The organism is Escherichia sp. KTE114, from assembly GCF_000407765.1.
GTDB classification, from domain to species: Bacteria; Pseudomonadota; Gammaproteobacteria; order Enterobacterales; family Enterobacteriaceae; genus Escherichia; species Escherichia ruysiae.
In genome coordinates, this window is record NZ_KE136626.1 from 3,854,349 (window position 1) to 3,879,718 (window position 25,370).

Consider the following 25,370-nt stretch of genomic DNA (forward strand, 5'->3'; position numbering starts at 1 on the left):
GCCATGAGCTTTAACACAATCATTGACTGGAATAGCTGTACTGCGGAACAACAACGCCAGCTGTTAATGCGCCCGGCGATCTCCGCCTCTGAAAGCATCACCCGTACCGTCCGTGAAATTTTAGATAACGTGAAAGCACGCGGCGATGATGCCCTGCGGGAATACAGCGCGAAGTTTGATAAAACCACGGTTACCGCACTGAAAGTAACTGCTAAGGAAATTGCCGACGCCTGCGAACGCCTGAGCGACGAGCTGAAACAGGCAATGGCGGTGGCAGTAAAGAATATTGAAACCTTCCACACTGCGCAAAAACTGCCTCCGGTAGATGTCGAAACTCAACCAGGCGTGCGTTGCCAGCAGGTCACGCGCCCGGTGGCTTCGGTTGGTTTGTATATTCCTGGCGGCTCCGCCCCGCTCTTCTCAACCGTATTAATGCTGGCGACTCCGGCGCGTATTGCAGGCTGTAATAAAGTTGTGCTGTGCTCACCGCCGCCGATTGCCGATGAGATCCTTTACGCGGCGCAACTGTGTGGCGTGCAGGACGTGTTTAACGTCGGCGGCGCTCAGGCCATTGCCGCGCTGGCGTTCGGTACAGAATCCGTGCCAAAAGTGGACAAAATTTTCGGGCCTGGTAACTCCTTTGTGACAGAAGCAAAACGCCAGGTGAGCCAGCGTCTGGACGGTGCGGCGATCGATATGCCCGCAGGCCCGTCGGAAGTGCTGGTGATTGCTGACAGCGGCGCAACACCGGATTTTGTCGCCTCTGATTTGCTCTCCCAGGCAGAACACGGCCCGGACTCGCAGGTGATTTTACTGACGCCCGATGTTGATATGGCGCGTCGCGTTGCCGAAGCCGTCGAACGCCAGTTGGCAGAACTGCCGCGTGCCGAAACCGCCCGCCAGGCACTTAGCGCCAGCCGCCTGATTGTGACCAACGATTTAGCGCAGTGCGTAGAGATCTCCAACCAGTACGGCCCGGAGCACCTGATCATTCAGACCCGCAACGCCCGTGAACTGGTCGATAGCATCACCAGTGCCGGCTCGGTATTTCTTGGTGACTGGTCACCGGAATCGGCGGGCGACTACGCCTCCGGCACCAATCACGTGCTGCCGACTTACGGTTACACCGCCACCTGTTCCAGCCTCGGCCTGGCGGATTTCCAGAAGCGTATGACCGTGCAAGAACTGTCAAAAGAAGGGTTTTCCGCGCTGGCTTCGACCATTGAAACACTGGCCGCCGCCGAACGCCTGAGTGCCCACAAAAATGCCGTTACTTTGCGTGTTAACGCCCTTAAGGAGCAAGCATGAGCACTGTGACTATTACCGATTTAGCGCGTGAAAACGTCCGCAACCTGACGCCGTATCAGTCGGCGCGTCGTCTGGGCGGTAACGGCGATGTCTGGCTGAACGCCAACGAATATCCTACAGCTGTGGAGTTTCAGCTTACTCAGCAAACGCTCAACCGCTACCCGGAATGTCAGCCGAAAGCGGTCATTGAAAATTATGCACAGTATGCAGGCGTGAAACCGGAGCAGGTGCTGGTTAGCCGTGGCGCGGACGAAGGTATTGAACTGCTGATTCGCGCTTTTTGCGAACCGGGCAAAGACGCCATTCTCTATTGCCCGCCAACGTACGGCATGTACAGCGTCAGCGCCGAAACCATTGGCGTCGAGTGCCGCACGGTGCCGACGCTGGAAAACTGGCAACTGGATTTGCAGGGGATTTCCGACAAGCTGGACGGCGTGAAAGTGGTCTACGTTTGCAGCCCCAACAACCCAACCGGGCAACTGATCAACCCGCAGGATTTTCGCACGTTGCTGGAGTTAACTCGCGGTAAGGCAATTGTGGTTGCTGATGAAGCCTATATTGAATTTTGTCCGCAGGCATCGCTGGCGGGCTGGCTGGCGGAATATCCACATCTGGCTATTTTGCGTACCCTTTCGAAAGCCTTCGCTCTGGCGGGTCTTCGTTGCGGGTTTACGCTGGCAAATGAAGAAGTCATCAACCTGTTAATGAAAGTGATCGCCCCCTACCCGCTCTCGACGCCGGTTGCCGACATTGCGGCCCAGGCGTTAAGCCCGCAGGGAATTATCGCCATGCGTGAGCGGGTGGCGCAAATTATTGCAGAACGCGAATACCTGATTGCCGCACTGAAAGAGATCCCCTGCGTGGAGCAGGTTTTCGACTCTGAAACCAACTACATTCTGGCGCGCTTTAAAGCCTCCAGTGCAGTGTTTAAATCTTTGTGGGATCAGGGCATTATCTTACGTGATCAGAATAAACAACCCTCTTTAAGCGGCTGTCTGCGAATTACCGTCGGAACCCGTGAAGAAAGCCAGCGCGTCATTGACGCCTTACGTGCGGAGCAAGTTTGATGAGTCAGAAGTATCTTTTTATCGATCGCGATGGAACCCTGATTAGCGAACCGCCGAGTGATTTTCAGGTGGACTGTTTTGACAAACTCGCCTTTGAACCAGGCGTGATCCCGGAGCTGCTGAAGCTGCAAAAAGCGGGCTACAAGCTGGTGATGATCACCAATCAGGATGGTCTGGGGACGCAAAGTTTCCCGCAGGCAGATTTCGATGGCCCGCACAATCTGATGATGCAGATCTTCACCTCGCAAGGCGTACAGTTTGATGAAGTGCTGATTTGCCCGCACCTGCCCGCCGATGAATGCGACTGCCGCAAGCCGAAAGTAAAACTGGTGGAGCGTTACCTGGCTGAACAAGCAATGGATCGTGCCAACAGTTATGTGATTGGCGATCGCGCGACCGATATTCAACTCGCAGAAAACATGGGTATTAATGGCTTACGCTACGATCGCGAAACCCTGAACTGGCCGATGATTGGCGAACAACTCACCAGACGTGATCGTTACGCTCACGTGGTACGCAACACCAAAGAGACGCAGATTGACGTTCAGGTATGGCTGGATCGCGAAGGCGGCAGCAAGATTAACACCGGCGTTGGCTTCTTTGATCACATGCTGGATCAGATTGCCACCCACGGCGGCTTCCGTATGGAAATCAACGTCAAAGGCGACCTCTATATCGACGATCACCACACCGTCGAAGATACCGGCCTGGCGCTGGGCGAAGCATTAAAAATTGCCCTTGGTGACAAACGCGGTATTTGCCGCTTTGGTTTTGTCCTGCCGATGGATGAATGCCTTGCCCGCTGCGCGCTGGATATCTCAGGTCGCCCGCACCTGGAATATAAAGCCGAGTTTACCTACCAGCGCGTGGGCGATCTCAGCACTGAAATGATCGAACACTTCTTCCGTTCGCTCTCATACACCATGGGCGTGACGCTGCACCTGAAAACCAAAGGTAAAAACGATCACCACCGTGTAGAGAGTCTCTTTAAAGCCTTTGGTCGTACCCTGCGCCAGGCCATCCGCGTGGAAGGCGACACCCTGCCCTCGTCGAAAGGAGTGCTGTGATGAACGTGGTGATCCTTGATACCGGCTGCGCCAATCTGAACTCAGTGAGGTCAGCCATTGCGCGTCACGGCTATGAACCGAAAGTCAGCCGTGACCCGGACGTAGTGTTGCTGGCCGATAAACTTTTTTTACCCGGCGTCGGCACTGCACAAGCGGCGATGGATCAGGTGCGTGAGCGCGAACTGTTTGATCTCATCAAGGCCTGTACCCAACCGGTGCTGGGCATCTGCTTAGGAATGCAACTACTGGGACGACGCAGCGAAGAGAGCAACGGCGTCGATTTGCTGGGCATCATCGACGAAGATGTACCGAAAATGACCGACTTTGGTCTGCCGCTGCCGCATATGGGCTGGAATCGCGTTTACCCGCAGGCGGGCAACCGTCTTTTTCAGGGAATTGAAGACGGCGCGTACTTTTACTTTGTTCACAGCTACGCAATGCCGGTCAATCCGTGGACCATCGCCCAGTGTAACTACGGCGAACCGTTCACCGCTGCGGTACAAAAAGATAACTTCTACGGCGTGCAGTTCCACCCGGAGCGTTCTGGTGCCGCTGGCGCTAAGTTGCTGAAAAACTTCCTGGAGATGTAATGATTATTCCAGCATTAGATTTAATCGACGGCACCGTGGTGCGTCTCCATCAGGGCGATTACGACAAACAGCGTGATTACGGTAACGACCCGCTGCTGCGCTTAAAGGATTACGCCGCGCAGGGTGCCGAAGTGCTGCACCTGGTGGATCTGACCGGGGCAAAAGATCCGGCTAAACGCCAAATCCCCCTGATTAAAACGCTGGTCGCAGGCGTTAACGTTCCTGTGCAGGTTGGCGGCGGCGTACGTAGCGAAGAAGACGTGGCAGCATTACTGGAAGCAGGCGTTGCGCGCGTCGTAGTCGGCTCCACCGCAGTGAAATCACCCGACATGGTGAAAGGCTGGTTTGAACGCTTCGGTGCCGATGCGCTGGTGCTGGCGCTGGATGTACGCATTGACGAGCAAGGCAACAAACAGGTGGCAGTGAGCGGCTGGCAAGAAAACTCGGGCGTTTCACTGGAACAACTGGTGGAAACCTATCTGCCCGTCGGCCTAAAACATGTGCTGTGTACCGATATCTCGCGCGACGGCACGCTGGCAGGTTCTAACGTCTCTTTATATGAAGAAGTGTGCGCCAGATATCCGCAGGTGGCGTTTCAGTCCTCCGGCGGCATTGGCGACATTGATGATGTCGCTGCCCTGCGTGGTACTGGTGTGCGCGGCGTAATAGTTGGTCGGGCATTACTGGAAGGTAAATTCACCGTGAAGGAGGCCATCGCATGTTGGCAAAACGCATAATTCCATGTCTCGACGTTCGTGATGGTCAGGTGGTGAAAGGCGTACAGTTTCGCAACCATGAAATCATTGGCGATATTGTGCCGCTGGCAAAACGCTACGCCGAAGAAGGCGCTGACGAGCTGGTGTTCTACGATATCACCGCTTCCAGCGATGGACGTGTGGTAGATAAAAGCTGGGTATCTCGCGTGGCGGAAGTGATCGATATTCCCTTCTGCGTAGCTGGCGGGATTAAGTCCCTGGATGACGCTGCCAAAATTCTTTCTTTTGGTGCGGATAAAATATCCATCAACTCCCCTGCGCTGGCAGATCCGACATTGATCACCCGTCTGGCAGATCGTTTTGGCGTGCAGTGTATTGTGGTAGGCATTGATACCTGGTACGACGCAGAAACCGGCAAGTATCACGTTAATCAATATACCGGCGATGAAAACCGCACCCGCGTCACTCAATGGGAAACGCTCGACTGGGTACAGGAAGTACAAAAACGCGGTGCCGGAGAAATCGTTCTTAATATGATGAATCAGGACGGTGTGCGTAACGGTTACGATCTCGGGCAACTGAAAAAAGTACGTGAAGTCTGTCACGTACCGCTGATTGCCTCCGGTGGCGCAGGCACCATGGAACACTTCCTCGAAGCCTTCCGCGATGCCGACGTTGACGGCGCGCTGGCGGCTTCCGTGTTCCACAAACAAATAATCAATATTGGTGAATTAAAAGCGTACCTGGCAACACAGGGCGTGGAGATCAGGATATGTTAACAGAACAACAACGTCGCGAACTGGACTGGGAAAAAACCGACGGGATGATGCCGGTGATTGTGCAACACGCAGTATCCGGCGAAGTGCTAATGCTGGGCTACATGAACCCGGAAGCTCTGGATAAAACCATCGAAAGCGGCAAGGTCACTTTCTTCTCGCGCACTAAACAGCGACTGTGGACCAAAGGCGAAACGTCGGGCAATTTCCTCAACGTAGTGAGCATTGCGCCGGACTGCGACAACGACACACTACTGGTGCTGGCGAATCCCATCGGCCCAACCTGCCATAAAGGCACAAGTAGTTGCTTCGGCAACACCGCTCACCAGTGGCTGTTCCTGTATCAACTGGAACAACTGCTCGCCGAGCGCAAATCTGCCGATCCGGAAACCTCCTACACCGCCAAACTGTATGCCAGCGGCACCAAGCGTATCGCACAAAAAGTTGGTGAAGAAGGCGTGGAAACCGCACTGGCCGCGACGGTACATGACCGCTTTGAACTGACCAACGAAGCATCTGATTTGATGTATCACCTGCTGGTATTGTTGCAGGATCAGGATCTGGATTTAACGACGGTGATTGAGAACTTACGCAAGCGGCATCAGTGAATTGGGGCTGACTGGATGTGATGTTTTTGTCGCATCCAGCAACAAAAAACGGGCACGGTGTCACCACCCTGCCCGTTTTCATTAAAGCTAAAAAGATTATTTCGCGTTGTAATTGCGCAGCGCATTACGCCCCAGCACAATCCCCGCGCCAACCATACCGCCCAGCAGCACAGCCAGAATCAGTGTGATGGCCTTTTTCGGGCTATCGCGACGAATTGGCAGTGTGGGTTTCATAACGTAACGGTAGGCATTTATATCAAGATCATCAACCTTCAGGCTTTCGATATCCAAAAGGTTTTGACGAGTCTGGTAGTAACCAGGAGAGAAAACCAGCGGACGGGTCGCTTCATGCTTGATCATCGACTCCAGTGCATCACTCCCCAGAAGGAACAACGTATCCTGCGTTACGTCTTCGGTCTGTTGAATCTGTGGCTTTGCCAACTGCGCCTGATTCGCATATTGCAATGCTTCCTGAATCTGGCGGATACGCAGATCTTTTTGCTCCTGTGCCACCACTTCTTGCGTTTTCAAAGAGTCTTTCAGGGTTTTCATACCCAAAGCAATATTATCTTTCAGGTCCTTTTCCAGCTCTTTATTCACCTGGTCATCAACCTGTTGAATATATTCAGCCAGCTTCTTCTGTGCGTCAGCCGCAGTTTGCCCGACATAAGAAACAGCTAATGGCAACGGCTGATTTTTAACAGAAGGTTCAATGGTCAGTTTTTCTGGTTCTTCCTGATTATCCAGCGTTTCGGCTAATGCAGAGAAGGCAGAACTGAAGCGACCAATTAACGCCTCCTGTAAATCCGACACTTTCGGTGCTGCCGGACCATAGATAACATTCATGGCATTGTTATAGCCAGCAATTTGCCCCACATCTGGCTGAGTAACAATGGCTGTCGACGTCCATTTCTCTTTCGCGACCGCCAGATATCCGATAGCCAGAGCGATTGCCACAATAACAGTGATGAAGATTGTCACCTTCCCACGCCACAACTGCATCAGTAAATCAATTAAATCAATCTGTTCCGGGTCATGGTTATGCCCAGGAATATTATTATTTTCAACTCTCATCATTACCCTAACAGACGGAAAATTTCAGGTCGCCATAGTTTAGCGATAATCTGTATGAATGCCATAGGAGTAACAATAAAAATACTGAATTACTCCACGAGCATTAAATGACGTGTGTACAGAAAACCATCATGGTAACAATAGGTTAGTCACTACCGAAAAGATCACGGGTATAGACCTTATTTGCTACATCCTTAAGCTCTTCAGACATACGATTAGAAATGATGACATCAGCCTGTTGCTTAAACGTTGTGAGGTCACGTTCCAGTCGCGAGTTGAAGAACGATTCTTCCTTCATCACTGGTTCATAAATGATAACTTCAACACCCTTAGCTTTGATCCGTTTCATAATCCCCTGAATGGACGAAGCGCGGAAGTTATCCGAACCACTCTTCATTATCAGACGATATATTCCAACTACTTTAGGTTTGCGCGACAAGATAGCATCGGCGATGAAGTCTTTCCGGGTACGATTAGCCTCAACGATGGCAGAGATAATATTATTGGGAACAGACTGATAGTTTGCCAACAGCTGCTTAGTATCTTTCGGTAGACAGTAGCCACCGTAACCAAATGATGGATTGTTGTAGTGGTTGCCGATGCGTGGATCAAGACAAACGCCTTCAATAATTTGACGTGTGTTCAATCCTAAACTTTCTGCATAGCTATCCAGTTCATTAAAGTACGCCACACGCATCGCGAGATAGGTATTAGCAAAAAGTTTAATTGCTTCAGCTTCTGTTGAATCAGTAAACAGGGTTGGAATATTTTGTTTGATTGCCCCTTCCTGTAATAACGCGGCAAAACGCTCTGCACGTTCAGAACGTTCGCCGATCACGATACGAGAAGGATGAAGATTATCGTAAAGGGCTTTACCTTCGCGAAGGAATTCGGGGGAGAAAATAATATTTTCGGTGTGGTATTTCTTATGCATAGCGGCGGTAAAACCTACCGGAACCGTGGATTTGATAACCATTACCGCCTGGGGATTTATCTCTGTTACATCTTTAATTACTGATTCTACGCTGGATGTATTGAAATAATTAGTTTTAGGATCATAGTCAGTCGGAGTTGCGATAATCACATAATCTGTATTCCGGTAAGCTTCATTTTTATCTAAAGTGGCATTAAAGCATATTTTATCTGATTGCAAATACTGCTGAATCTCTTTGTCAACAATAGGAGATATCCTATCATTCAGCATTGCGACTCGTGACGGTAAAATATCTAATGCGACAACTTCATGATTTTGTGCGATTAAAAGCCCATTTGAAAGGCCTACATAGCCGGTACCGGAAATGGTGATTTTCATTTCATGCTCTCAGAATTAACTTAACTATGAATCATGATGTTTTTAGCATCCTGATAAGAGTTAAAAGTTTTAACGCTACGGTGATGAGTGGTCAACGCAACGAAAAACAATTCAGATTTTCTTTATAAGAATAGCTAATATTTATTAAGTTAATATTAAGCAATGAAATTTAGTCTATAAGATTTATGGCAAAAAAAAGCCCAGCGATAAATGCCGGGCCTTAGTTTATTACTGATTAAATCAGATTAATCCAACCATTCGGTGTGGAATACACCTTCTTTATCAATGCGTTTATAAGTATGCGCACCGAAATAGTCACGCTGTGCCTGGATCAGATTCGCAGGCAGTACCGCAGCACGATAGCTATCATAATAAGCAACCGCAGCGGCAAAGGTTGGAACCGGAATACCGTTTTGCACCGCATAAGCTACAACATCACGCAGAGCTTGCTGGTAATCGTCGGCGATTTGCTTGAAGTACGGCGCTAACAACAAGTTAGCGATCTTCGGATTTTCAGCGTAAGCATCAGTGATTTTCTGCAGGAACTGAGCGCGGATGATACAGCCAGCACGGAAGATCTTCGCGATTTCACCATAGTTCAGATCCCAGTTGTACTCTTCAGATGCGGCACGTAGCTGTGAGAAGCCCTGAGCGTAAGAAACAATCTTACCCAGATAAAGCGCACGACGAACTTTCTCAATGAATTCAGCTTTGTCGCCTGCAGGTTGTGCTTGCGGACCGGACAGTACTTTAGACGCCGCAACACGCTGCTCTTTGAGAGAAGAGATGTAACGTGCAAACACTGATTCAGTGATCAGTGACAGAGGCTCACCGAGATCCAGCGCACTCTGGCTGGTCCACTTACCAGTACCTTTGTTAGCTGCCTCATCCAGAATCACATCGACCAGGTAGTTACCGTCTTCATCTTTTTTGGTGAAGATATCTTTAGTGATGTCGATCAGATAGCTGCTCAGCTCACCGTTATTCCACTCGGTGAAAGTCTGAGCCAGCTCTTCATTGGAGAGGTTCAGGCCACCTTTAAGCAGAGAATAGGCTTCCGCAATCAGCTGCATATCGCCGTATTCAATACCGTTGTGAACCATTTTTACGTAGTGACCTGCACCGTCGGCACCAATATAGGTAACACACGGTTCACCATCTTCAGCTACGGCAGCAATTTTGGTGAGGATTGGCGCAACCAGTTCATAGGCTTCTTTCTGACCACCAGGCATGATGGAAGGCCCTTTCAGCGCGCCCTCTTCACCACCGGAAACACCAGTACCGATGAAATTAAAACCTTCTGCGGAAAGCTCACGGTTGCGACGAATGGTGTCCTGGAAGAAAGTATTACCACCATCAATGATGATGTCGCCTTTATCGAGGTATGGTTTCAAGGAATCAATAGCAGCATCCGTGCCTGCACCTGCTTTCACCATTAACAGGATGCGACGAGGCGTTTCAAGAGATTCAACAAACTCTTTCACCGTATAGTAAGGAACCAGTTTTTTGCCTGGATTTTCAGCAATAACTTCTTCCGTCTTTTCACGGGAACGGTTGAAAATAGAGACGGTATAACCACGGCTTTCGATGTTGAGCGCAAGGTTGCGCCCCATCACAGCCATACCGACGACGCCAATCTGTTGCTTTGACATTGTTTACTCCTGTCAGGGGTGGTCACCGCGGGGTTGCGCGGCTTGAAATATGAAACAGATGTTAACTCAAGTTACATATATGTGTGTAGTGCTGTATATCATAGTTATCCCAACAAACTGTTTATATCTGTTGGTTGTTAAGTGTTGAGCATACCCTCGTTTGCATACATTGTTACATAAGATTATGTCAGTTACGTAAAAGAACAATATTACTTAATACTGTATTGACATATGTTTTCGCCTGACTCTCATCATTAGCTTCAGTATAGCAACGAAGCTCAGGCGCATTACCTGATGGGCGAAGATGAATAACAGCACCGTTTGAAAGTGTAAATCTTGCACCATCTGTTTCATCAATATCAATGCAAGTCAGTGTTGAAAATCCCAACTTATTTAAAAAAGCATCGGGCGCTGAAATCGCATCATTAATTATTTTTTTGCTTTCAACGCTTGGGAAAGCTTTTACACGATCGGACCAAGTAAAACGCTGAGGAAGACTTTCAACTAATGTTGATATTTTACTTTTACTGGCTGTCGTTAATAACATTAATACAGGTAATATCGCGTCGCGGGTTGGTAACGCCTTTAACGTTTTTCCATTAATCAACAGGTCTGATGCCAGAAGAAAACCACCATTGGCCTCAAAACCAGCAATAGCGTCGTATCGATTCTTAAGTTCTTCAAACGCAGCAATAACATACGGGGAACCGATTTTTGTACGTTGAATACATGTGAATTTGTTTGATAGCTCAACTGCGGTATTACAACTGACTGGAATCGCTAATGCCTGAATTTTTAAAGCATCAGCAGTTAGAAGCCCCAGGATATCACCTCTTAACCACTCACCTTTTTCATCTGCTACAAGCGGTCGGTCACCATCTCCATCGGTGGAAAAGATAGCGTCCAGCTTAAATTTCTCCGACCATTCACGCGCTCTTACTCGATCTTCCTCACTAACTGCCTCTGTATCAATGGGAACAAATTCATCACTTCTGCCCAAAGATACGACTTCAGCACCTAATTGACTAAATAATGGGGCATATAAATCCCTACCGGCACTAGAGTGTTCGTAAATACCGATTTTTTTGCCTTTTAGAATATTTTTATCAAATAATGATACATATCGTGTTATGTATGAATTAGCACCTTGAGAGCTAGTTTCCAAATGAGGTAATGTAGTTACAGGAGAAAACGTATATTGACTATTTGCTATCGCAACTTCATCTTCTTTTGTAATTTCTCCATCTGGTCGATAGAATTTCAATCCATTGCGATCAAATGGGATATGACTTCCGGTAACCATAATGCATGGTATGCCTTTCTGCATCGAATAATATGCCAACGCTGGTGTAGGAATGACACCATGATATTCAACGTTGAACCCATGTTGTTTTATTGCATATGCGCATGCCTGTGCAATTTTATAACTACTGGGACGGTTATCGATTGCTAAGGCAACCGTATTAAAGTTAGATTTATTTTGTACAACTGAAAGGAAAGCATGGGTGAACGCAGCACATACATCATGGGTAAAATCAACGACTAAACCGCGCGCACCACTAGTGCCGAAAGCAATGTTGCTTTAATCAATAACTTTATTAGCATTTAACATGATGATTACTTTTTAATAAATTGAGGGAGTTTTGAAAGATTTTTATACGCTAAGGCTAATGGCCAGATAATACCATTATTCCTCATAACACGAATATCTTCCATTGACTTATTAACCATTGAAGATATTGAGCGATTACTAATTCCGCCAACACGCATCTTCACTAATACTTTAGGTAAATAAGCTACCGAAACTCGTTGTTTTAGAATATAACGCAATAATGAGTCATAATCAGCAGAAATTCGATAATCTAATGAAAAATCACCAAATTTATTATAACAATCACGTTTCATATAAAATGATGGATGAGGTGGCATCCAACCTAATTTCATTCTCACACGGCTAAACGTGCCACTTTTCCATAATCTAATACGTTTAGCCGTATCATTCTGAGAAACGTATTCCAGATCACCATAAACAGCATCACACCCCGAATTTTCAAATGTTTTTGCTATATCTGCAATAACATCATCATAAGCAAGTAAGTCATCAGAATGTAAAAATCCAATAACATCACCAGTAGCTACCTGAATACCTTTATTCAGTGCATCGTAAATACCTTTATCTGGTTCGCAAATGATTTTTGAAACTCTTGTACAATTACTTTTAATTAGCTCAATTGTATTATCGTTAGAGGCCCCATCTATAATTATATACTCTATATCTGGATGCGTTTGTTTTTCCAGAGAGAGCAATGTATCAAGCAGAGTTTTTTCACTATTATAGGTTGCTGTAATAATAGAAATCCTCATTAGTATCCAACCCCTGATGAAGAAACTCTTATAACATCATCCTCTTCCAGGTAGACTCCGGATCTAACTTCAATTATTTCAAGTGGGATCTTGCCAGGATTTTCAATTGAATGTGGAACGCCAACAGGAATATATGTTGATTCATTTTCTGAAACAAGATAGGTCTTATCCTCAAGATGAACTTTAGCTGTCCCCGATACAACCACCCAATGTTCAGTACGATGATAATGGATCTGTTTAGCCGTAATGTGTCCAGGTAATACAATCACATGCTTTACCTGGAATCGTTCCCCTTCAGCAATAGTATCATGACTACCCCAAGGACGAAAAATTTCCCGATGCTGTAAATATTCTGTTCGATTATTCTTTTTAAGTTGTGCAACTATATTCTTAACTTGCTGAACTTTGTCTTTATGTGCAACCAATACAGCATCTTTCGTTTCAACGACAACCAAATCCTTTATGCCCACTGCACCAATAAGTCTATGCTGCGAATAAAGATAACTATCTGTCGCATCTTCGACCAGTACGTCACCACGAATGGCATTACCGCTTTGATCTTTTGAGCTTATTTCCCATAACGCAGACCATGACCCAACATCACTCCATTGCGCATTTAACGGAACGACGACAGCTTCAGATGTTTTTTCCATAACGGCATAGTCAATTGACTCTTCAGGGCAGCAAGAAAAAGAAGAGTTATCCAAGCGGATAAAATCTAAATCTTGTGTCGAGGAAGCTAAGGATTGTTGGCAACTCTCTAAAATATCTGGGCGGAATTTTTTCAGTTCATCAATAAAGACAGATGCTCTGAACATAAACATTCCACTATTCCAAAGATAGCCACCATCTGACAAATACCGCTGAGCTAATTCTAGCCCTGGCTTTTCAACAAAAGCTGCGACTTTATAACCTTGCCCACCAAGTGAATCACCTGACTTAATATAACCATACCCGGTCTCTGGAGCAGTTGGAACTATGCCAAAGGTAACCAACTTACCTTGCGTCGCGAAATCCTTAGCAGCCAAAACTGCTGCAATAAAACTTTCTTCATCCTGAATTTCATGGTCAGCAGCAAGAACCAAGAGTATAGGATCCTCTCCAGTTACCATTGCCTGAAGTGCCGCAAGCGCAACGGCAGGTGCAGTGTTGCGTCCAACAGGCTCAAGCAAAATTCCACTATGCTTTAAACCTACTTTACGCAATTGTTCAGCAACGATAAAACGATGTGATTCATTACAAATAATCAAAGCAGGAGTGTGTTCAACCTTTTCAAGCCGTCGCAAAGTCTCTTGCAACATAGTTAACCGGCTATTTAAGGACAGGAACTGTTTCGGATAAAGTGTACGTGAGAGAGGCCATAATCTGGTCCCAGAACCACCGGCCATGACAACGGGAAGTAGCATATTTATTACCTTGGAATAAAATAATTTTTGGTATACTGATGAACAATAGTGCTATGAAGTAAGGCTTCTACATCAAACCACTTGTAGGAATTATGCTGGGCCGTTGGTAGTCGAATTTGCTGAGGATTAAGTTGGGTTTCGTATCCATGCACTATGTAGTGAGTAGAAAAATCGGTCCCAGAAACATTATCATTATAGAAATGTTCATACACCCCAAGAAAATTCGCCTGATCAAGACTGATTTGGTAGCCTAATTCTTCAAATGTTATCCTTTTAAAAGCTATCTCGAATGACTCATCCTTAAAAATTCGCCCACCAGGTACAAACCAATAATTTTTCGCAGGGCGATTCAGGCGCTGCCCAAGCAGCACCTCACCTTTCTCATTTCTAATTATGAGATCAATCGAGATTAGAGGAGTATGCTCAACTATTGTTTTAAATAACTCAAATTCTAATCTCTTAGTCACAATTAGCCTCGGAAAGTATTTTTATTTTCGAGAAACCATTGATATGTCAATGATAAACCTTCATGTAAATTATAGCGATATTCCCAACCTAAATTTTTTAAGCGAGTAACGTCCATTAATTTACGTGGTGTACCATCTGGTTTTGTAGCATCAAAAACAATTTTCCCTTGATAGCCAACTACAGAGGCCATTGTTTCAGCCATTTCACGTATAGAACAATCAACACCTGTGCCTACATTAATATGGGATAGCATTGGCTGTGTATGTTCTTGATAAATTTTGTCTTCAAGTTCCATAACATAAACCGAAGCTGCAGCCATATCATCAACATATAAAAATTCACGCATTGGAGTTCCCGTTCCCCAGACAATAACTTCTGGTGCACCGCTTTCTTTTGCCTCATGGAATCGACGCATGAGGGCAGGAATAACATGCGAATTTTCAGGATGAAAATTATCATTAATACCATACAAATTAGTTGGCATTATGCTCCGATAATCACGCCCATATTGCCGATTGTAAGATTCACATAATTTTATTCCCGCAATTTTTGCGATGGCGTACGGCTCATTTGTTGGTTCAAGTATGCCAGTTAAAAGCGCAGATTCTTTCATTGGTTGATCTGCGAACTTAGGATATATACAACTAGAACCTAAGAATAGTAATTTTTGAATTCCAACTTTATGAGCTGAATGAATAATATTACTCTCTATCATGAGATTCTGATAGATGAATTCTGCCGGAAAAGTATTGTTAGCATAGATCCCACCAACTTTTGCTGCGGCAAGATAAACTTGATCAATACATTCCTCTTCAAAAAAATGTTTAACATCTTCCTGAATCGTCAAATCGAGTTCTTTATGTGTTTTAACAATTAATTCAATATCATTACGTACTGATAATTGCCTACAGATTGCAGAACCCACCATACCTTGATGCCCTGCGACATAAACTCTTTTCTTTATCATGTATTAACGCTCCAGAGAAACCGAAACATCATAGCCATGGCTTTTAAGAAGTGCATGTTGTTTTGCTTTTAACAAATCGCTAGCAACCATTTCCGCGCACATCTCTTCAACTGTAATCTCTGGCTCCCATCCTAATATATTTTTTGCTTTTGCAGGATCACCTAAGAGGGTTTCAACTTCAGCAGGACGGAAATAACGAGGATCAACCCGAACTATAACATCCCCAACATTTACACCAATAGCACAATCGGAAATTTTATTTACTACTGTAGCTATCTCATCCACACCTTCACCAGAGAATTCAAGTTCGAGACCGACTTCTTTAGCTGCCATACGGACAAATTCACGCACAGAAATCTGTTTACCTGTGGCAATGACAAAATCCTCTGGATGATCTTGCTGAAGCATCATCCATTGCATGCGAACATAATCTTTAGCATGTCCCCAGTCACGCAACGAATCTAGATTACCCAAATATAGGCATTGTTCGATCCCCTGTGAAATATTAGCTATTGCACGAGTAATCTTACGAGTGACAAATGTTTCTCCACGGCGTGGCGATTCATGGTTAAAAAGAATTCCATTACACGCATATATGCCATAAGACTCACGGTAGTTAACTGTTATCCAATAAGCATACATTTTCGCTACAGCGTATGGCGAACGCGGATAGAATGGAGTAGTTTCACGTTGAGGAATCTCTTGAACTAAACCAAAAAGTTCTGAAGTAGATGCTTGATAGAAACGTGTTTTTTTCTCCAACCCACAGATTCGTATTGCTTCCAATAATCGCAACGTCCCTATTGCATCTACATCTGCTGTATATTCTGGTGACTCAAATGACACAGCTACATGAGATTGTGCACCAAGGTTATAAATTTCATCTGGTTGAATCTCCTGAATTAAACGGATCAGATTTGATGTATCGGTTAAATCTCCATAATGTAATATAAAATTAGGCTCATCTACGAATCGGGATTGATAAATATGATCAATTCTATCAGTGTTAAATGACGATGCTCGCCGTTTTATACCATGTACTTCATAACCTTTTTCAATGAGAAATTCGGCAAGATATGAACCATCTTGCCCAGTTACGCCAGTGATAAATGCAACTTTTTTCTTCATTTTAATCATCTTATATTCCTAAATATTTAATTCGTTATAAACATTAATTGTTTCGTTAACACATTTTGACCATGAAAATTTTCGCGCCTGAAGTAAACCTCTTTCGACCATATCATTTCTTTTTAAATTAACTAATTCTAAAGCTTCTTTTAAAGTGAACTCATTAATATCATCAATATAAATAGGCGCATCTCCCCCTACTTCTGGCAATGAAGATGTATTCGCACAAATAACTGGACATCCGGCCTGCATAGCTTCTATGACAGGTATTCCAAAGCCCTCATAACTGGAGGGATAAACAAGAGCATATGCAGTGTTATACTGTATATTTAAATCTTCATTACTCAAAAAAGAAAAATGTTCATATCTATTTTTTAAATATTTCTCAAGGAGTTCTTTTTCATATTTTTTAAGTACTCCTCCACCTACTATCGTAAGCTTTAAGTCATGTAACTTCCCCACAGCTTTTACTGCAAGAACGAAATTTTTATAACCCTCTCTAGCACCGACAAATAAGACTGAGTTATTGACTCTTATATCCAATAGATTGGATAGATGTTTATATGATGAAGATACACCATTATAAATCACTCTAATTTTGTCTTCACTAATTGGACAGTACTTGAGTAAATCCCTGGCTGTGTTGTTTGAAATACAAATTACGATATCACTATTTTTGATAGCATGATATTTTTGAAGTGTATGAATGAATTTTGACATTCCTCCTCTATATTTTTCATATGTAAAATCATGAACAGTTGTGACATTTTTTACATTTAAATAAGGATTTTTATGTACTCGATAATAACTTGAGTGAAAAACGCCACCTTTAACATCAGAAACATTTTTATATCTTTCTAAAACTCTTGGCGTACGATATTGTAACTTTAAGTTATTTGTATCGAACTCAAACTCTTTATTTTTATACAACAAAATTTCAGCCTGGTAGTTTGACTTCGCCATTCCCTGGATCAACTCATTAAAATATACACTTATTCCACCAAATGATTGGAGGTTATAAATAATTCCATCAATAGTTACCATTATCGCCCCCGTAAGGTAATACGTTCGATTAGAACGAACAATATCATAAAGAAGATTAGTAACAACACATATGCAGGCCCAGTAAAATACGTGCCAAATGAAGGTGAAATAAGAATTAAAGAAAGTAGCAAATACGAAGCAGAGTTTGTCATTACGTTTTTATTGAAAACTTTGAGTTTAGCAAAAATATAGCCATAAAATATATTCATAGGTGTCAGGAATGTTAAAATTACCAATCCTACATATCCATAATCAACAAAATTATCCATCCCCTTTGAAAAGGCTGGAGTATGACCAGATTCCGCAGCACCTGGATAATATATTTCATTTACATGAAGGAAGCCATACACAAATGGTTTCTCTGGAAACAAACTTCTCGGTATATAAGACCAAAATTGACTGAAATAAACTGTACCATTAAATAATCTAACTACGCCTTTATCAAGATCCTGAAGCAAATAAATACTATTTTGATATTGATCAAAATAAGACAACACGACATCAACATTCATATTACCAATAGCTAAAAACAAATTATAAAGAATGGCACATGCTGCCAGAGGCGTAACTAAAATGAGTCCAAATTTTAAAAACTTAGATTGATTGAGGCTTAACACTGCAAGATAAAAAATCGCGAATGAAAGAATAAAAGTTTTTGAGCCTAGAAAAAATACCAAGACACAATATGATATAGCACATATAAATAATTTCATTTCTGAACGTAAAGCTAACGCTCTAGTAAAATAAGATACTGAAAGCGTACTTAAAGAAAAAGCATATAAAAATCCATTACCTTCTCGATAGTTTTGATAGCCGTCCCTTGGATTCATTAACCATCCGGAAATGCCTATTTCTGACGTTGAAGAAAGAAGAACAAATAAAGCGACAAATAGAATTAATGTAATGTTGGATATTCTTTTTAATTTACCTTTTGAAATCACATGGTTGAAGGAAATTTCACTTTTTTTAAATACTGTATTGAACACCAAATAAAAGAAAATTATAGATAAAATACCAGTAAAAGAATAGATGTTATATATAAATAAAGCTTCATTATAATATTCATTTAAAGCAAAATCCGCACCATAAAAAAGAGGAGCTAAGATATTTTCTAATAAAAAAACCGGAAATAAAATAATCGCATAAATTGTAAATGGATTGGCAATTTTAAGCCTTAGTGTTTTCGTAGCTAATAAAGAAAAAGAGAAATATAATACTATAGCTATTGTAATGTTTAAACAATAAATTATGACCACACCCCCCCCTATCTTAGACCGAATAATTTGCGCTTAATTGATTTTGTTTTCTGATATAATATTTGTGGAACAATTTTTTTAAATAAATCCTGCAAGATATTATAAAAAATAAATTTCACCTTGTATGATAGAGGCATGGAGATTTTATTTTTAGCAAGAATATATGCAATTTCCTTCTTAACCAACTCTTTATTAGACTCATTTGAACTTATACCTGAAGCATCCATAATTGATACAGGAAAATTAACATAATGTATTTTATCCGGATCAATCGTTCGTATCAAAAAATCACTATCAGCCGCTATTTTTAATTTTGTATCAAAGCAATTAACATTATCTTTAAAAAGACTTGAGTGCTGAAAAGTCCCCTGATGAGGAGGGAGCGCGGGTCGACCACATTCCCATTTTTTCTTTATTTCCCCATAAATCCCAACTATGTTATCTTTTTCACCAAAATACACATCACCATATATAGTTGTTGCATTCTCTTTTTCACGCATAACATTGATTATTTTTACAAGCGTATTATTTTCATAAAAGGTATCGCCGGCACCCATGAAAATAACCCAATCGCCCGTTATGTGAGGTAGAGCTTTATTCCAAGCGTCGTATATACCTTGATCAGACTCGCATAAAAAATAATCGATGATGTCGGTATATTTTTGTATATGTTCTAGTGTTGACTTATTAGAGTTACCATCAATTACAATCCATTGGATATTATTATAAGTTTGATTTTTAATAGATTCCGCTGTCTTGCAAAAATCATATCCACAATTGTACGTTGATGTTATTATAGTGATCCTTAAGCTATTCATCTCCACTCACTTATTTTTCATAGCAATATATTTTAACCTTAATTCTTTAATCAAGCTCTTAACTTTACTATCAGTACAATACTCGATATTAAATGTGCCAGAAAAACCTCTTATTTTTGGTATTATTGTTCCAATAACTCCTGTTAATTTATTTTTTTCAATCTGTTCAAAAAAAACATGTTCTAAATAAACCCCATCAAGGTCTCGAACATTTTTATAAGAATCAACAAAGAAGTCATGATATAATTTTTTATTTACCACATAAAACCTTGTGTCAATCATATTCTCCTTCAAAAAAGGCACTGGAATAAAAAAAGCCTTTCCATTGAACGCTTTTATACATTGCTTATAATTATCAACATATAGTTTGGAAGTGATTTTTGCGAAATGTTCTGCCCCAGATAAATAGTGGCTATTCATTAATGCATATTCAACTATCTCACCTTCTCCGTAACCTTTGCCATAAGATTTAACACTCTCCACATCGTTTTTAAAATGTAATATTTCGATTGAATCCTTATTAATTATTTGTTTATCATTATAGATATCTTTAGTTAGATCATAATCACTACCATCACATATTACGAGTGAATCTGCATTTTTTGACAACTCCCTTATCGCCTTCAATGTAAGTGATAATCTTGCATTTTCATCAGAAAGATTTGTAAGAGGAGCATTAGGTGAGATACAAGAAGTCACTAATACCGGGATTTTCATTTTTTCTTTTCCAGTCTCAACGAAACAAGCATTAAAACAAAATAATCGACGGTAACTCTTGCGCTCCAAGCATAAGCAACACCGGCAACAGAAAAATACATAATCGAGAAATATAAAACTAACAGGTATGGAATACATTCAATAAGATGAATGACCCCCGTAATTTTTGCATATCCTTTCGATTGGATTTGAGCAAACGGAACTTGAGCAAAAGAATTGAACACAAAACCTATCAATAATATTTGAAATATATAAGGACTCTCTATGCTATATTGTTTCCCAAGCCATAAAGTTATGATATCACCAGCTTTAAAAGAAAATATAATAGCTATAATTATGCTACTTACACCAATTAATAGTGTAGCCTCTTTTATTATTTTTTTTCTCTCACCTTTTGTATTATTCTTGCATAGTGCAGGGAAAATTGTCCTTGCTATTGTTGTTGGCAATATAAGTAACTTTGATATCGCATCTGCAGGGGCAATATATAACGATGCTTTAGCAGGACCAACTGCATTTGACAATATAAACCGGTCAATATTTGTAAGCAATGGGTTAATTATACTACTAATACTTGCCCATCCGCCAAAACTTAATAGTGCTTTTGTCTTATTTAAACTAAGATCCATTGTGACTTTGTTATTTCTAAAAACAAATAACACACTTAAAAGAGCTCCAGTTATTCTCGCAATGACCAGCCCCCAAGTAGCATTAAGCAAACTAACATTTTCATGAATAAGAATAATAGGTAGTATTGCAGTTAAAATACCTGTGATTGTTTTTTGCACATTTAATAATTTGAATTTTTCATATCCCTCTAATATCCCCCAACAAACCAAATTCAGAAGGTAGAACGGTAGACAATAAGATAAAACACCTATAGCGTATGCTACATTCTCAGTTTGTTCAGGTCCACTAATTAAGGATGCTATTTTATGATCACTATAATAGAAAATAACGGAAACAACAATCCCAATAAATATAGTTAAAAATACTGATGTTGTGATTACTTGACTAGTTACTTTTATATCATTTTTATTTAATGATATCTCGCGCACAACTGCTCGCGAAAGCCCAAGGTCAAATATGCTAGCGTATCCTACTATTGTAAAAAACATTAAAAAAAAGCCAAAGTCTGTTATTCCCAGAGCCCTTGCCAAATAACCCATCGCAGGTATTGACAATAAAGTTGGGATTGCATATCCAGCCAAATTTATTAAACTATTTATTTTAATGCTCATTATTAATGTCTTTTATTAATAATCAATTTTTATAAATGGAGTGCCCAAACAATCCTTTGGTGACAAAAGAGGTTCGTTGTCTAATTGCCAATCTATGTTTAATACAACATCATTCCACATAATACATCTCTCATGAGTTTTTGAGTAAAAATTATTTGTTTTATACAATATTTCTGTTCCTTCTTCTTTTGAATAAAACCCATGAGCAAACCCCTCAGGTATCCACAACTGACGCTTATTCTCAGCAGATAAATTCACACCAACCCACTTGCCAAACGTAGGTGATGATTTCCGAATATCAACCGCAACATCAAAAACTTCACCGACAACACAGCGTACCAGTTTTCCTTGTGCATAGGGTTCTAACTGGTAATGAAGTCCACGTAATACGCCTTTGCTGGATTTAGAATGGTTATCCTGAACAAATTCAACCTTCCGTCCTACAGCTTCTTCAAATACTTTTTGGTTAAAGCTCTCAAAAAAGAAACCGCGTTCATCACCAAATACTTTTGGTTCAAAAATTAGCACATCAGGAATTTCAGTTTCAATTACGTTCATTTTATTAATAACCTTTAATCATTTTTAGCAGATACTTACCATAAGCATTTTTCTTCAGCGGCTCGGCTAATACCTTTACTTGCTCAGCATCAATAAACCCTTTACGGTAAGCAATCTCTTCCGGGCAAGATACCTTTAATCCCTGACGCTCTTCAATTGTTGCAATGAAGTTACTTGCTTCAATAAGGCTTTGATGAGTTCCTGTATCCAGCCATGCATAACCACGCCCCATCATAGCGACAGACAAACGTCCTTGTTCCATATAAATACGGTTAATATCGGTAATTTCCAGTTCGCCACGGGCAGAAGGCTTAAGGTTTTTCGCCATTTCCACAACATCATTGTCATAGAAATAAAGCCCAGTAACCGCATAGTTACTTTTTGGTTCCAGAGGTTTTTCTTCCAGACTAATTGCCGTACCGTTATTATCAAACTCCACAACACCATAACGTTCAGGATCATTAACGTGATAAGCAAATACCGTTGCACCGCGTTCTTTGTTAACAGCAGCTTCCATTAATTTCGGCAAGTCGTGTCCATAGAAGATATTATCGCCAAGCACGAGTGCACAATCATCACCGCCAATAAAGTCTTCACCAATGATAAACGCTTGCGCCAGGCCATCTGGACTCGGTTGTACTCTATACTGTAGATTAAGTCCCCACTGGCTCCCGTCCCCCAACAATTGTTGGAAACGCGGAGTATCCTGTGGCGTACTAATAATAAGAATATCGCGAATACCCGCTAACATAAGCGTTGAAAGTGGATAATAAATCATCGGTTTATCATAAATCGGCAGCAGTTGTTTACTTACTGCCATCGTCACAGGATAAAGACGAGTGCCGGAACCACCAGCCAGAATAATACCTTTACGCGTTTTCATTTCACCATTCCTTTTAATTCATCCCGCTCTGGCATCATGAGCGAGATGCAAAAATTTGTTAAATTGCCGTAGTCGTAAATAATTCGTTGAGCATACGTTTCACGCCCACCTGCCAGTCAGGTAAGACAAGCGCAAAGTTCTGCTGAAACTTTTCTGTATTGAGACGAGAGTTATGGGGACGACGGGCTGGTGTGGGATAGGCCGTTGTTGGCACGGCGTTGAGTTTGTTAAGAGCAAGGTTGATCCCCGCTTTGCGCGCTTCTTCAAATACCAGAGCGGCATAATCGTGCCAGGTTGTTGTACCACCAGCAACCAGATGGTACAAACCAGCAACTTCGGGTTTGTTTACTGCCACGCGAATGGCATGAGCGGTGCAATCAGCCAGCAATTCAGCACCTGTTGGTGCGCCAAATTGATCGTTTATTACAGCCAACTCTTCGCGTTCTTTTGCCAGACGCAACATCGTTTTGGCAAAGTTATTTCCTTTACCAGCGTATACCCAGCTGGTACGGAAAATAAGATGCTTTGCGCAATGTTCTTGTAACGCTTTTTCTCCAGCTAGCTTGGTTTCACCGTAGACATTTAGCGGTGCTGTTGCATCCGTTTCCAGCCATGGCGTATCACCGCTGCCTGGGAAAACATAATCAGTGGAGTAGTGTATAACCCAGGCTCCGACTTCATTAGCTGCTTTTGCAATCGCTTCGACGCTTGTCGCGTTAAGTAATTGTGCGAAATCCGGTTCTGATTCCGCTTTGTCTACTGCAGTGTGAGCAGCCGCATTAACAATAACATCAGGGCGAATTTTTTTGACAGTTTCAGCCACACCTTCGGGGTTGCTGAAATCGCCACAATAATCAGTGGAGTGAACATCAAGAGCAATCAGATTACCTAGCGGTGCCAGAGCACGTTGCAGTTCCCAACCCACCTGCCCTGTTTTGCCGAAAAGCAGGATATTCATTACTGACGGCCCTCATAGTTTTGTTCAATCCACGACTGATAAGCACCGCTTTTCACATTCTCAACCCAATTTGTATTAGCCAGATACCATTCCACCGTTTTACGAATACCGCTCTCAAACGTTTCTTGCGGTTTCCAGCCCAATTCGCGGCTAATTTTATCGGCATCAATTGCATAACGGCGATCATGTCCTGGGCGATCGGCAACATAAGTAATTTGCTCACGATAAGATTTCTCTTTCGGTACAATCTCATCCAACAAATCACAAATAGTGAACACTACGTCGATGTTTTTCTTTTCGTTGTGTCCGCCAATGTTATAAGTTTCGCCCGCTTTACCTTCGGTTACAACGGTATATAACGCACGAGCATGATCCTCTACATACAACCAGTCGCGAATTTGATCCCCTTTACCATAAATAGGTAATGGCTTACCTTCCAGAGCATTCAGAATAACCAATGGGATTAGTTTTTCCGGGAAGTGATAAGGACCATAATTGTTAGAGCAATTAGTCACAATGGTCGGTAAACCATAAGTCCGCTTCCACGCACGTACCAAATGATCGCTGGACGCTTTAGAAGCAGAATATGGGCTACTTGGCGCGTAAGCTGTCGTTTCCGTAAATAGCGGTAACGCTTCGTTATTATTTACTTCATCCGGATGGGGTAAATCACCATACACTTCATCAGTAGAAATATGATGAAAGCGGAAACTTTTTTTCTTTTCATCATTCAGAGCAGACCAGTAATTGCGCGCCGCTTCTAAAAGAACATAAGTACCCACAATATTGGTTTCAATAAATGCCGCAGGGCCAGTTATTGAACGATCAACATGACTCTCTGCCGCCAGGTGCATCACCGCGTCTGGCTGGTGCTGTGCGAAAATACGCGCCATAGCTACGGCATCGCAGATATCTGCATGCTCAAATGAATAACGTTCAGAATCAGAAACTTCAGCGAGTGATTCCAAGTTTCCGGCGTAAGTCAATTTATCGACATTAACAACACTGTCCTGCGTATTATTTATAATGTGACGAACTACAGCAGAGCCAATAAACCCTGCGCCACCAGTTACAAGTATCTTCACTTTTTTATTCCATATAGCTATAGAGCATGCTGTGAAATAGACTGCTCCAGAATTGATTAATAGAGGCATTAGTGCACGCTACCGCCCCTGGCTTAACAGCTACCAGAGCACTGCGTGCATGACTACGATGTGACGACCTGACTCGCTCGTGCCAAATCCAAAAAATTCAAACGCTAATTGTCTTACCAAACAGCCATAGAAACAAGGAAAATCCTGGAAAAGTTTGACGCGAAGCCGCTTGCTAACTCATTGTTATTATTGAAATTCATAAAAAAACAACGGCAGGAAAATTCAATGCGCAAAACTT

The 25,370-nt window shown here is 42.5% G+C and carries 25 protein-coding genes; 7 read left to right on the plus strand and 18 right to left on the minus strand.

From position 1 onward, the window contains the following. The first annotated feature begins 3 nt into the window (after positions 1-3). From hisD to hisIE, 7 genes are read left to right on the plus strand one after another with little or no spacing between them, the layout of a single operon-like run. Positions 4-1,308, plus strand: coding sequence for a histidinol dehydrogenase (gene hisD / locus WC5_RS02830; protein WP_000009603.1), 1,305 nt, complete (start codon positions 4-6; stop codon positions 1,306-1,308). Then, positions 1,305-2,375 (plus strand): histidinol-phosphate transaminase, encoded by a 1,071-nt coding sequence (hisC, locus tag WC5_RS02825; RefSeq protein WP_000108963.1) that lies wholly within the window; start codon positions 1,305-1,307, stop codon positions 2,373-2,375. Before hisD ends, hisC begins: the two co-directional genes overlap by 4 nt. Then, the gene (gene hisB, locus WC5_RS02820) at positions 2,375-3,442 is read left to right on the plus strand and encodes a bifunctional histidinol-phosphatase/imidazoleglycerol-phosphate dehydratase HisB (RefSeq protein ID WP_000080038.1); all 1,068 of its coding nucleotides are present in this window, start codon (positions 2,375-2,377) and stop codon (positions 3,440-3,442) included. Before hisC ends, hisB begins: the two co-directional genes overlap by 1 nt. Then, positions 3,442-4,032 carry an imidazole glycerol phosphate synthase subunit HisH gene (gene hisH / locus WC5_RS02815; protein WP_001103587.1) on the plus strand — a complete coding sequence of 197 codons (591 nt, stop codon included), beginning with the start codon at positions 3,442-3,444 and terminating at the stop codon, positions 4,030-4,032. The genes hisB and hisH overlap by 1 nt, the downstream gene beginning before the upstream one ends. Beyond that, positions 4,032-4,769, plus strand: a complete 738-nt coding sequence (gene hisA / locus WC5_RS02810; protein ID WP_000586413.1) for a 1-(5-phosphoribosyl)-5-[(5-phosphoribosylamino)methylideneamino]imidazole-4-carboxamide isomerase — start codon at positions 4,032-4,034, stop codon at positions 4,767-4,769. The genes hisH and hisA overlap by 1 nt, the downstream gene beginning before the upstream one ends. Continuing rightward, positions 4,751-5,527, plus strand: coding sequence for an imidazole glycerol phosphate synthase subunit HisF (hisF, locus tag WC5_RS02805; protein WP_000880153.1), 777 nt, complete (start codon positions 4,751-4,753; stop codon positions 5,525-5,527). The genes hisA and hisF overlap by 19 nt, the downstream gene beginning before the upstream one ends. Further along, a complete protein-coding gene (gene hisIE, locus WC5_RS02800; protein ID WP_000954929.1) occupies positions 5,521-6,132 on the plus strand; it encodes a bifunctional phosphoribosyl-AMP cyclohydrolase/phosphoribosyl-ATP diphosphatase HisIE in 612 nt (203 codons plus the stop codon). Before hisF ends, hisIE begins: the two co-directional genes overlap by 7 nt. A gap of 96 nt (positions 6,133-6,228) precedes the next feature. Here hisIE and wzzB read toward each other — a convergent pair whose 3' ends face one another. The 18 genes from wzzB to rfbB form a co-directional block, all read right to left on the minus strand. After that, positions 6,229-7,206 (minus strand): LPS O-antigen chain length determinant protein WzzB, encoded by a 978-nt coding sequence (wzzB, locus tag WC5_RS02795; protein WP_001261964.1) that lies wholly within the window; start codon positions 7,204-7,206, stop codon positions 6,229-6,231. 145 nt (positions 7,207-7,351) lie between these two features. Further along, a complete protein-coding gene (gene ugd / locus WC5_RS02790) occupies positions 7,352-8,518 on the minus strand; it encodes a UDP-glucose 6-dehydrogenase (RefSeq protein ID WP_000704899.1) in 1,167 nt (388 codons plus the stop codon). Positions 8,519-8,763: 245 nt separating this feature from the next. Beyond that, positions 8,764-10,170: an NADP-dependent phosphogluconate dehydrogenase gene (gene gnd / locus WC5_RS02785; protein WP_000043468.1), complete on the minus strand. Its 1,407-nt coding sequence runs from the start codon at positions 10,168-10,170 to the stop codon at positions 8,764-8,766. Positions 10,171-10,357: 187 nt separating this feature from the next. Continuing rightward, positions 10,358-11,746, minus strand: a complete 1,389-nt coding sequence (locus tag WC5_RS0122750) for a phosphomannomutase (protein ID WP_286132453.1) — start codon at positions 11,744-11,746, stop codon at positions 10,358-10,360. 41 nt (positions 11,747-11,787) lie between these two features. Further along, positions 11,788-12,534, minus strand: a complete 747-nt coding sequence (locus WC5_RS02780; protein WP_001222849.1) for a glycosyltransferase family 2 protein — start codon at positions 12,532-12,534, stop codon at positions 11,788-11,790. Beyond that, positions 12,534-13,940: a mannose-1-phosphate guanylyltransferase/mannose-6-phosphate isomerase gene (locus WC5_RS02775; protein WP_000926414.1), complete on the minus strand. Its 1,407-nt coding sequence runs from the start codon at positions 13,938-13,940 to the stop codon at positions 12,534-12,536. Before WC5_RS02775 ends, WC5_RS02780 begins: the two co-directional genes overlap by 1 nt. Before the next feature lie 5 nt (positions 13,941-13,945). After that, positions 13,946-14,407 (minus strand): GDP-mannose mannosyl hydrolase, encoded by a 462-nt coding sequence (locus tag WC5_RS02770; protein WP_000166826.1) that lies wholly within the window; start codon positions 14,405-14,407, stop codon positions 13,946-13,948. Between the two features lie 2 nt (positions 14,408-14,409). Further along, entirely contained in the window at positions 14,410-15,375 is a 966-nt protein-coding gene (gene fcl / locus WC5_RS02765; RefSeq protein ID WP_010353186.1) for a GDP-L-fucose synthase, read from the minus strand. A gap of 3 nt (positions 15,376-15,378) precedes the next feature. Then, positions 15,379-16,503 carry a GDP-mannose 4,6-dehydratase gene (gmd, locus tag WC5_RS02760; RefSeq protein ID WP_024165189.1) on the minus strand — a complete coding sequence of 375 codons (1,125 nt, stop codon included), beginning with the start codon at positions 16,501-16,503 and terminating at the stop codon, positions 15,379-15,381. A gap of 18 nt (positions 16,504-16,521) precedes the next feature. After that, a complete protein-coding gene (locus WC5_RS02755) occupies positions 16,522-17,547 on the minus strand; it encodes a glycosyltransferase family 4 protein (RefSeq protein ID WP_000256237.1) in 1,026 nt (341 codons plus the stop codon). After that, entirely contained in the window at positions 17,547-18,803 is a 1,257-nt protein-coding gene (locus WC5_RS02750; protein ID WP_016231798.1) for an O-antigen polymerase, read from the minus strand. The genes WC5_RS02755 and WC5_RS02750 overlap by 1 nt, the downstream gene beginning before the upstream one ends. An 8-nt stretch (positions 18,804-18,811) precedes the next feature. Continuing rightward, a complete protein-coding gene (locus WC5_RS02745) occupies positions 18,812-19,621 on the minus strand; it encodes a glycosyltransferase family 2 protein (protein WP_016231799.1) in 810 nt (269 codons plus the stop codon). A 6-nt stretch (positions 19,622-19,627) separates the two neighbouring features. After that, positions 19,628-20,338 (minus strand): hypothetical protein, encoded by a 711-nt coding sequence (locus WC5_RS02740; protein WP_016231800.1) that lies wholly within the window; start codon positions 20,336-20,338, stop codon positions 19,628-19,630. Then, positions 20,335-21,579, minus strand: coding sequence for a flippase (locus WC5_RS02735; RefSeq protein ID WP_016231801.1), 1,245 nt, complete (start codon positions 21,577-21,579; stop codon positions 20,335-20,337). The genes WC5_RS02740 and WC5_RS02735 overlap by 4 nt, the downstream gene beginning before the upstream one ends. A gap of 15 nt (positions 21,580-21,594) precedes the next feature. Further along, positions 21,595-22,137: a dTDP-4-dehydrorhamnose 3,5-epimerase gene (gene rfbC / locus WC5_RS02730; RefSeq protein WP_001100715.1), complete on the minus strand. Its 543-nt coding sequence runs from the start codon at positions 22,135-22,137 to the stop codon at positions 21,595-21,597. 4 nt (positions 22,138-22,141) lie between these two features. Next, a complete protein-coding gene (rfbA, locus tag WC5_RS02725; RefSeq protein ID WP_000857545.1) occupies positions 22,142-23,020 on the minus strand; it encodes a glucose-1-phosphate thymidylyltransferase RfbA in 879 nt (292 codons plus the stop codon). 58 nt (positions 23,021-23,078) lie between these two features. Beyond that, positions 23,079-23,978 carry a dTDP-4-dehydrorhamnose reductase gene (gene rfbD / locus WC5_RS02720; RefSeq protein WP_001023613.1) on the minus strand — a complete coding sequence of 300 codons (900 nt, stop codon included), beginning with the start codon at positions 23,976-23,978 and terminating at the stop codon, positions 23,079-23,081. Next, positions 23,978-25,063 carry a dTDP-glucose 4,6-dehydratase gene (gene rfbB / locus WC5_RS02715; RefSeq protein ID WP_000699456.1) on the minus strand — a complete coding sequence of 362 codons (1,086 nt, stop codon included), beginning with the start codon at positions 25,061-25,063 and terminating at the stop codon, positions 23,978-23,980. The genes rfbD and rfbB overlap by 1 nt, the downstream gene beginning before the upstream one ends. Between the last annotated feature and the right edge of the window lie 307 nt (positions 25,064-25,370).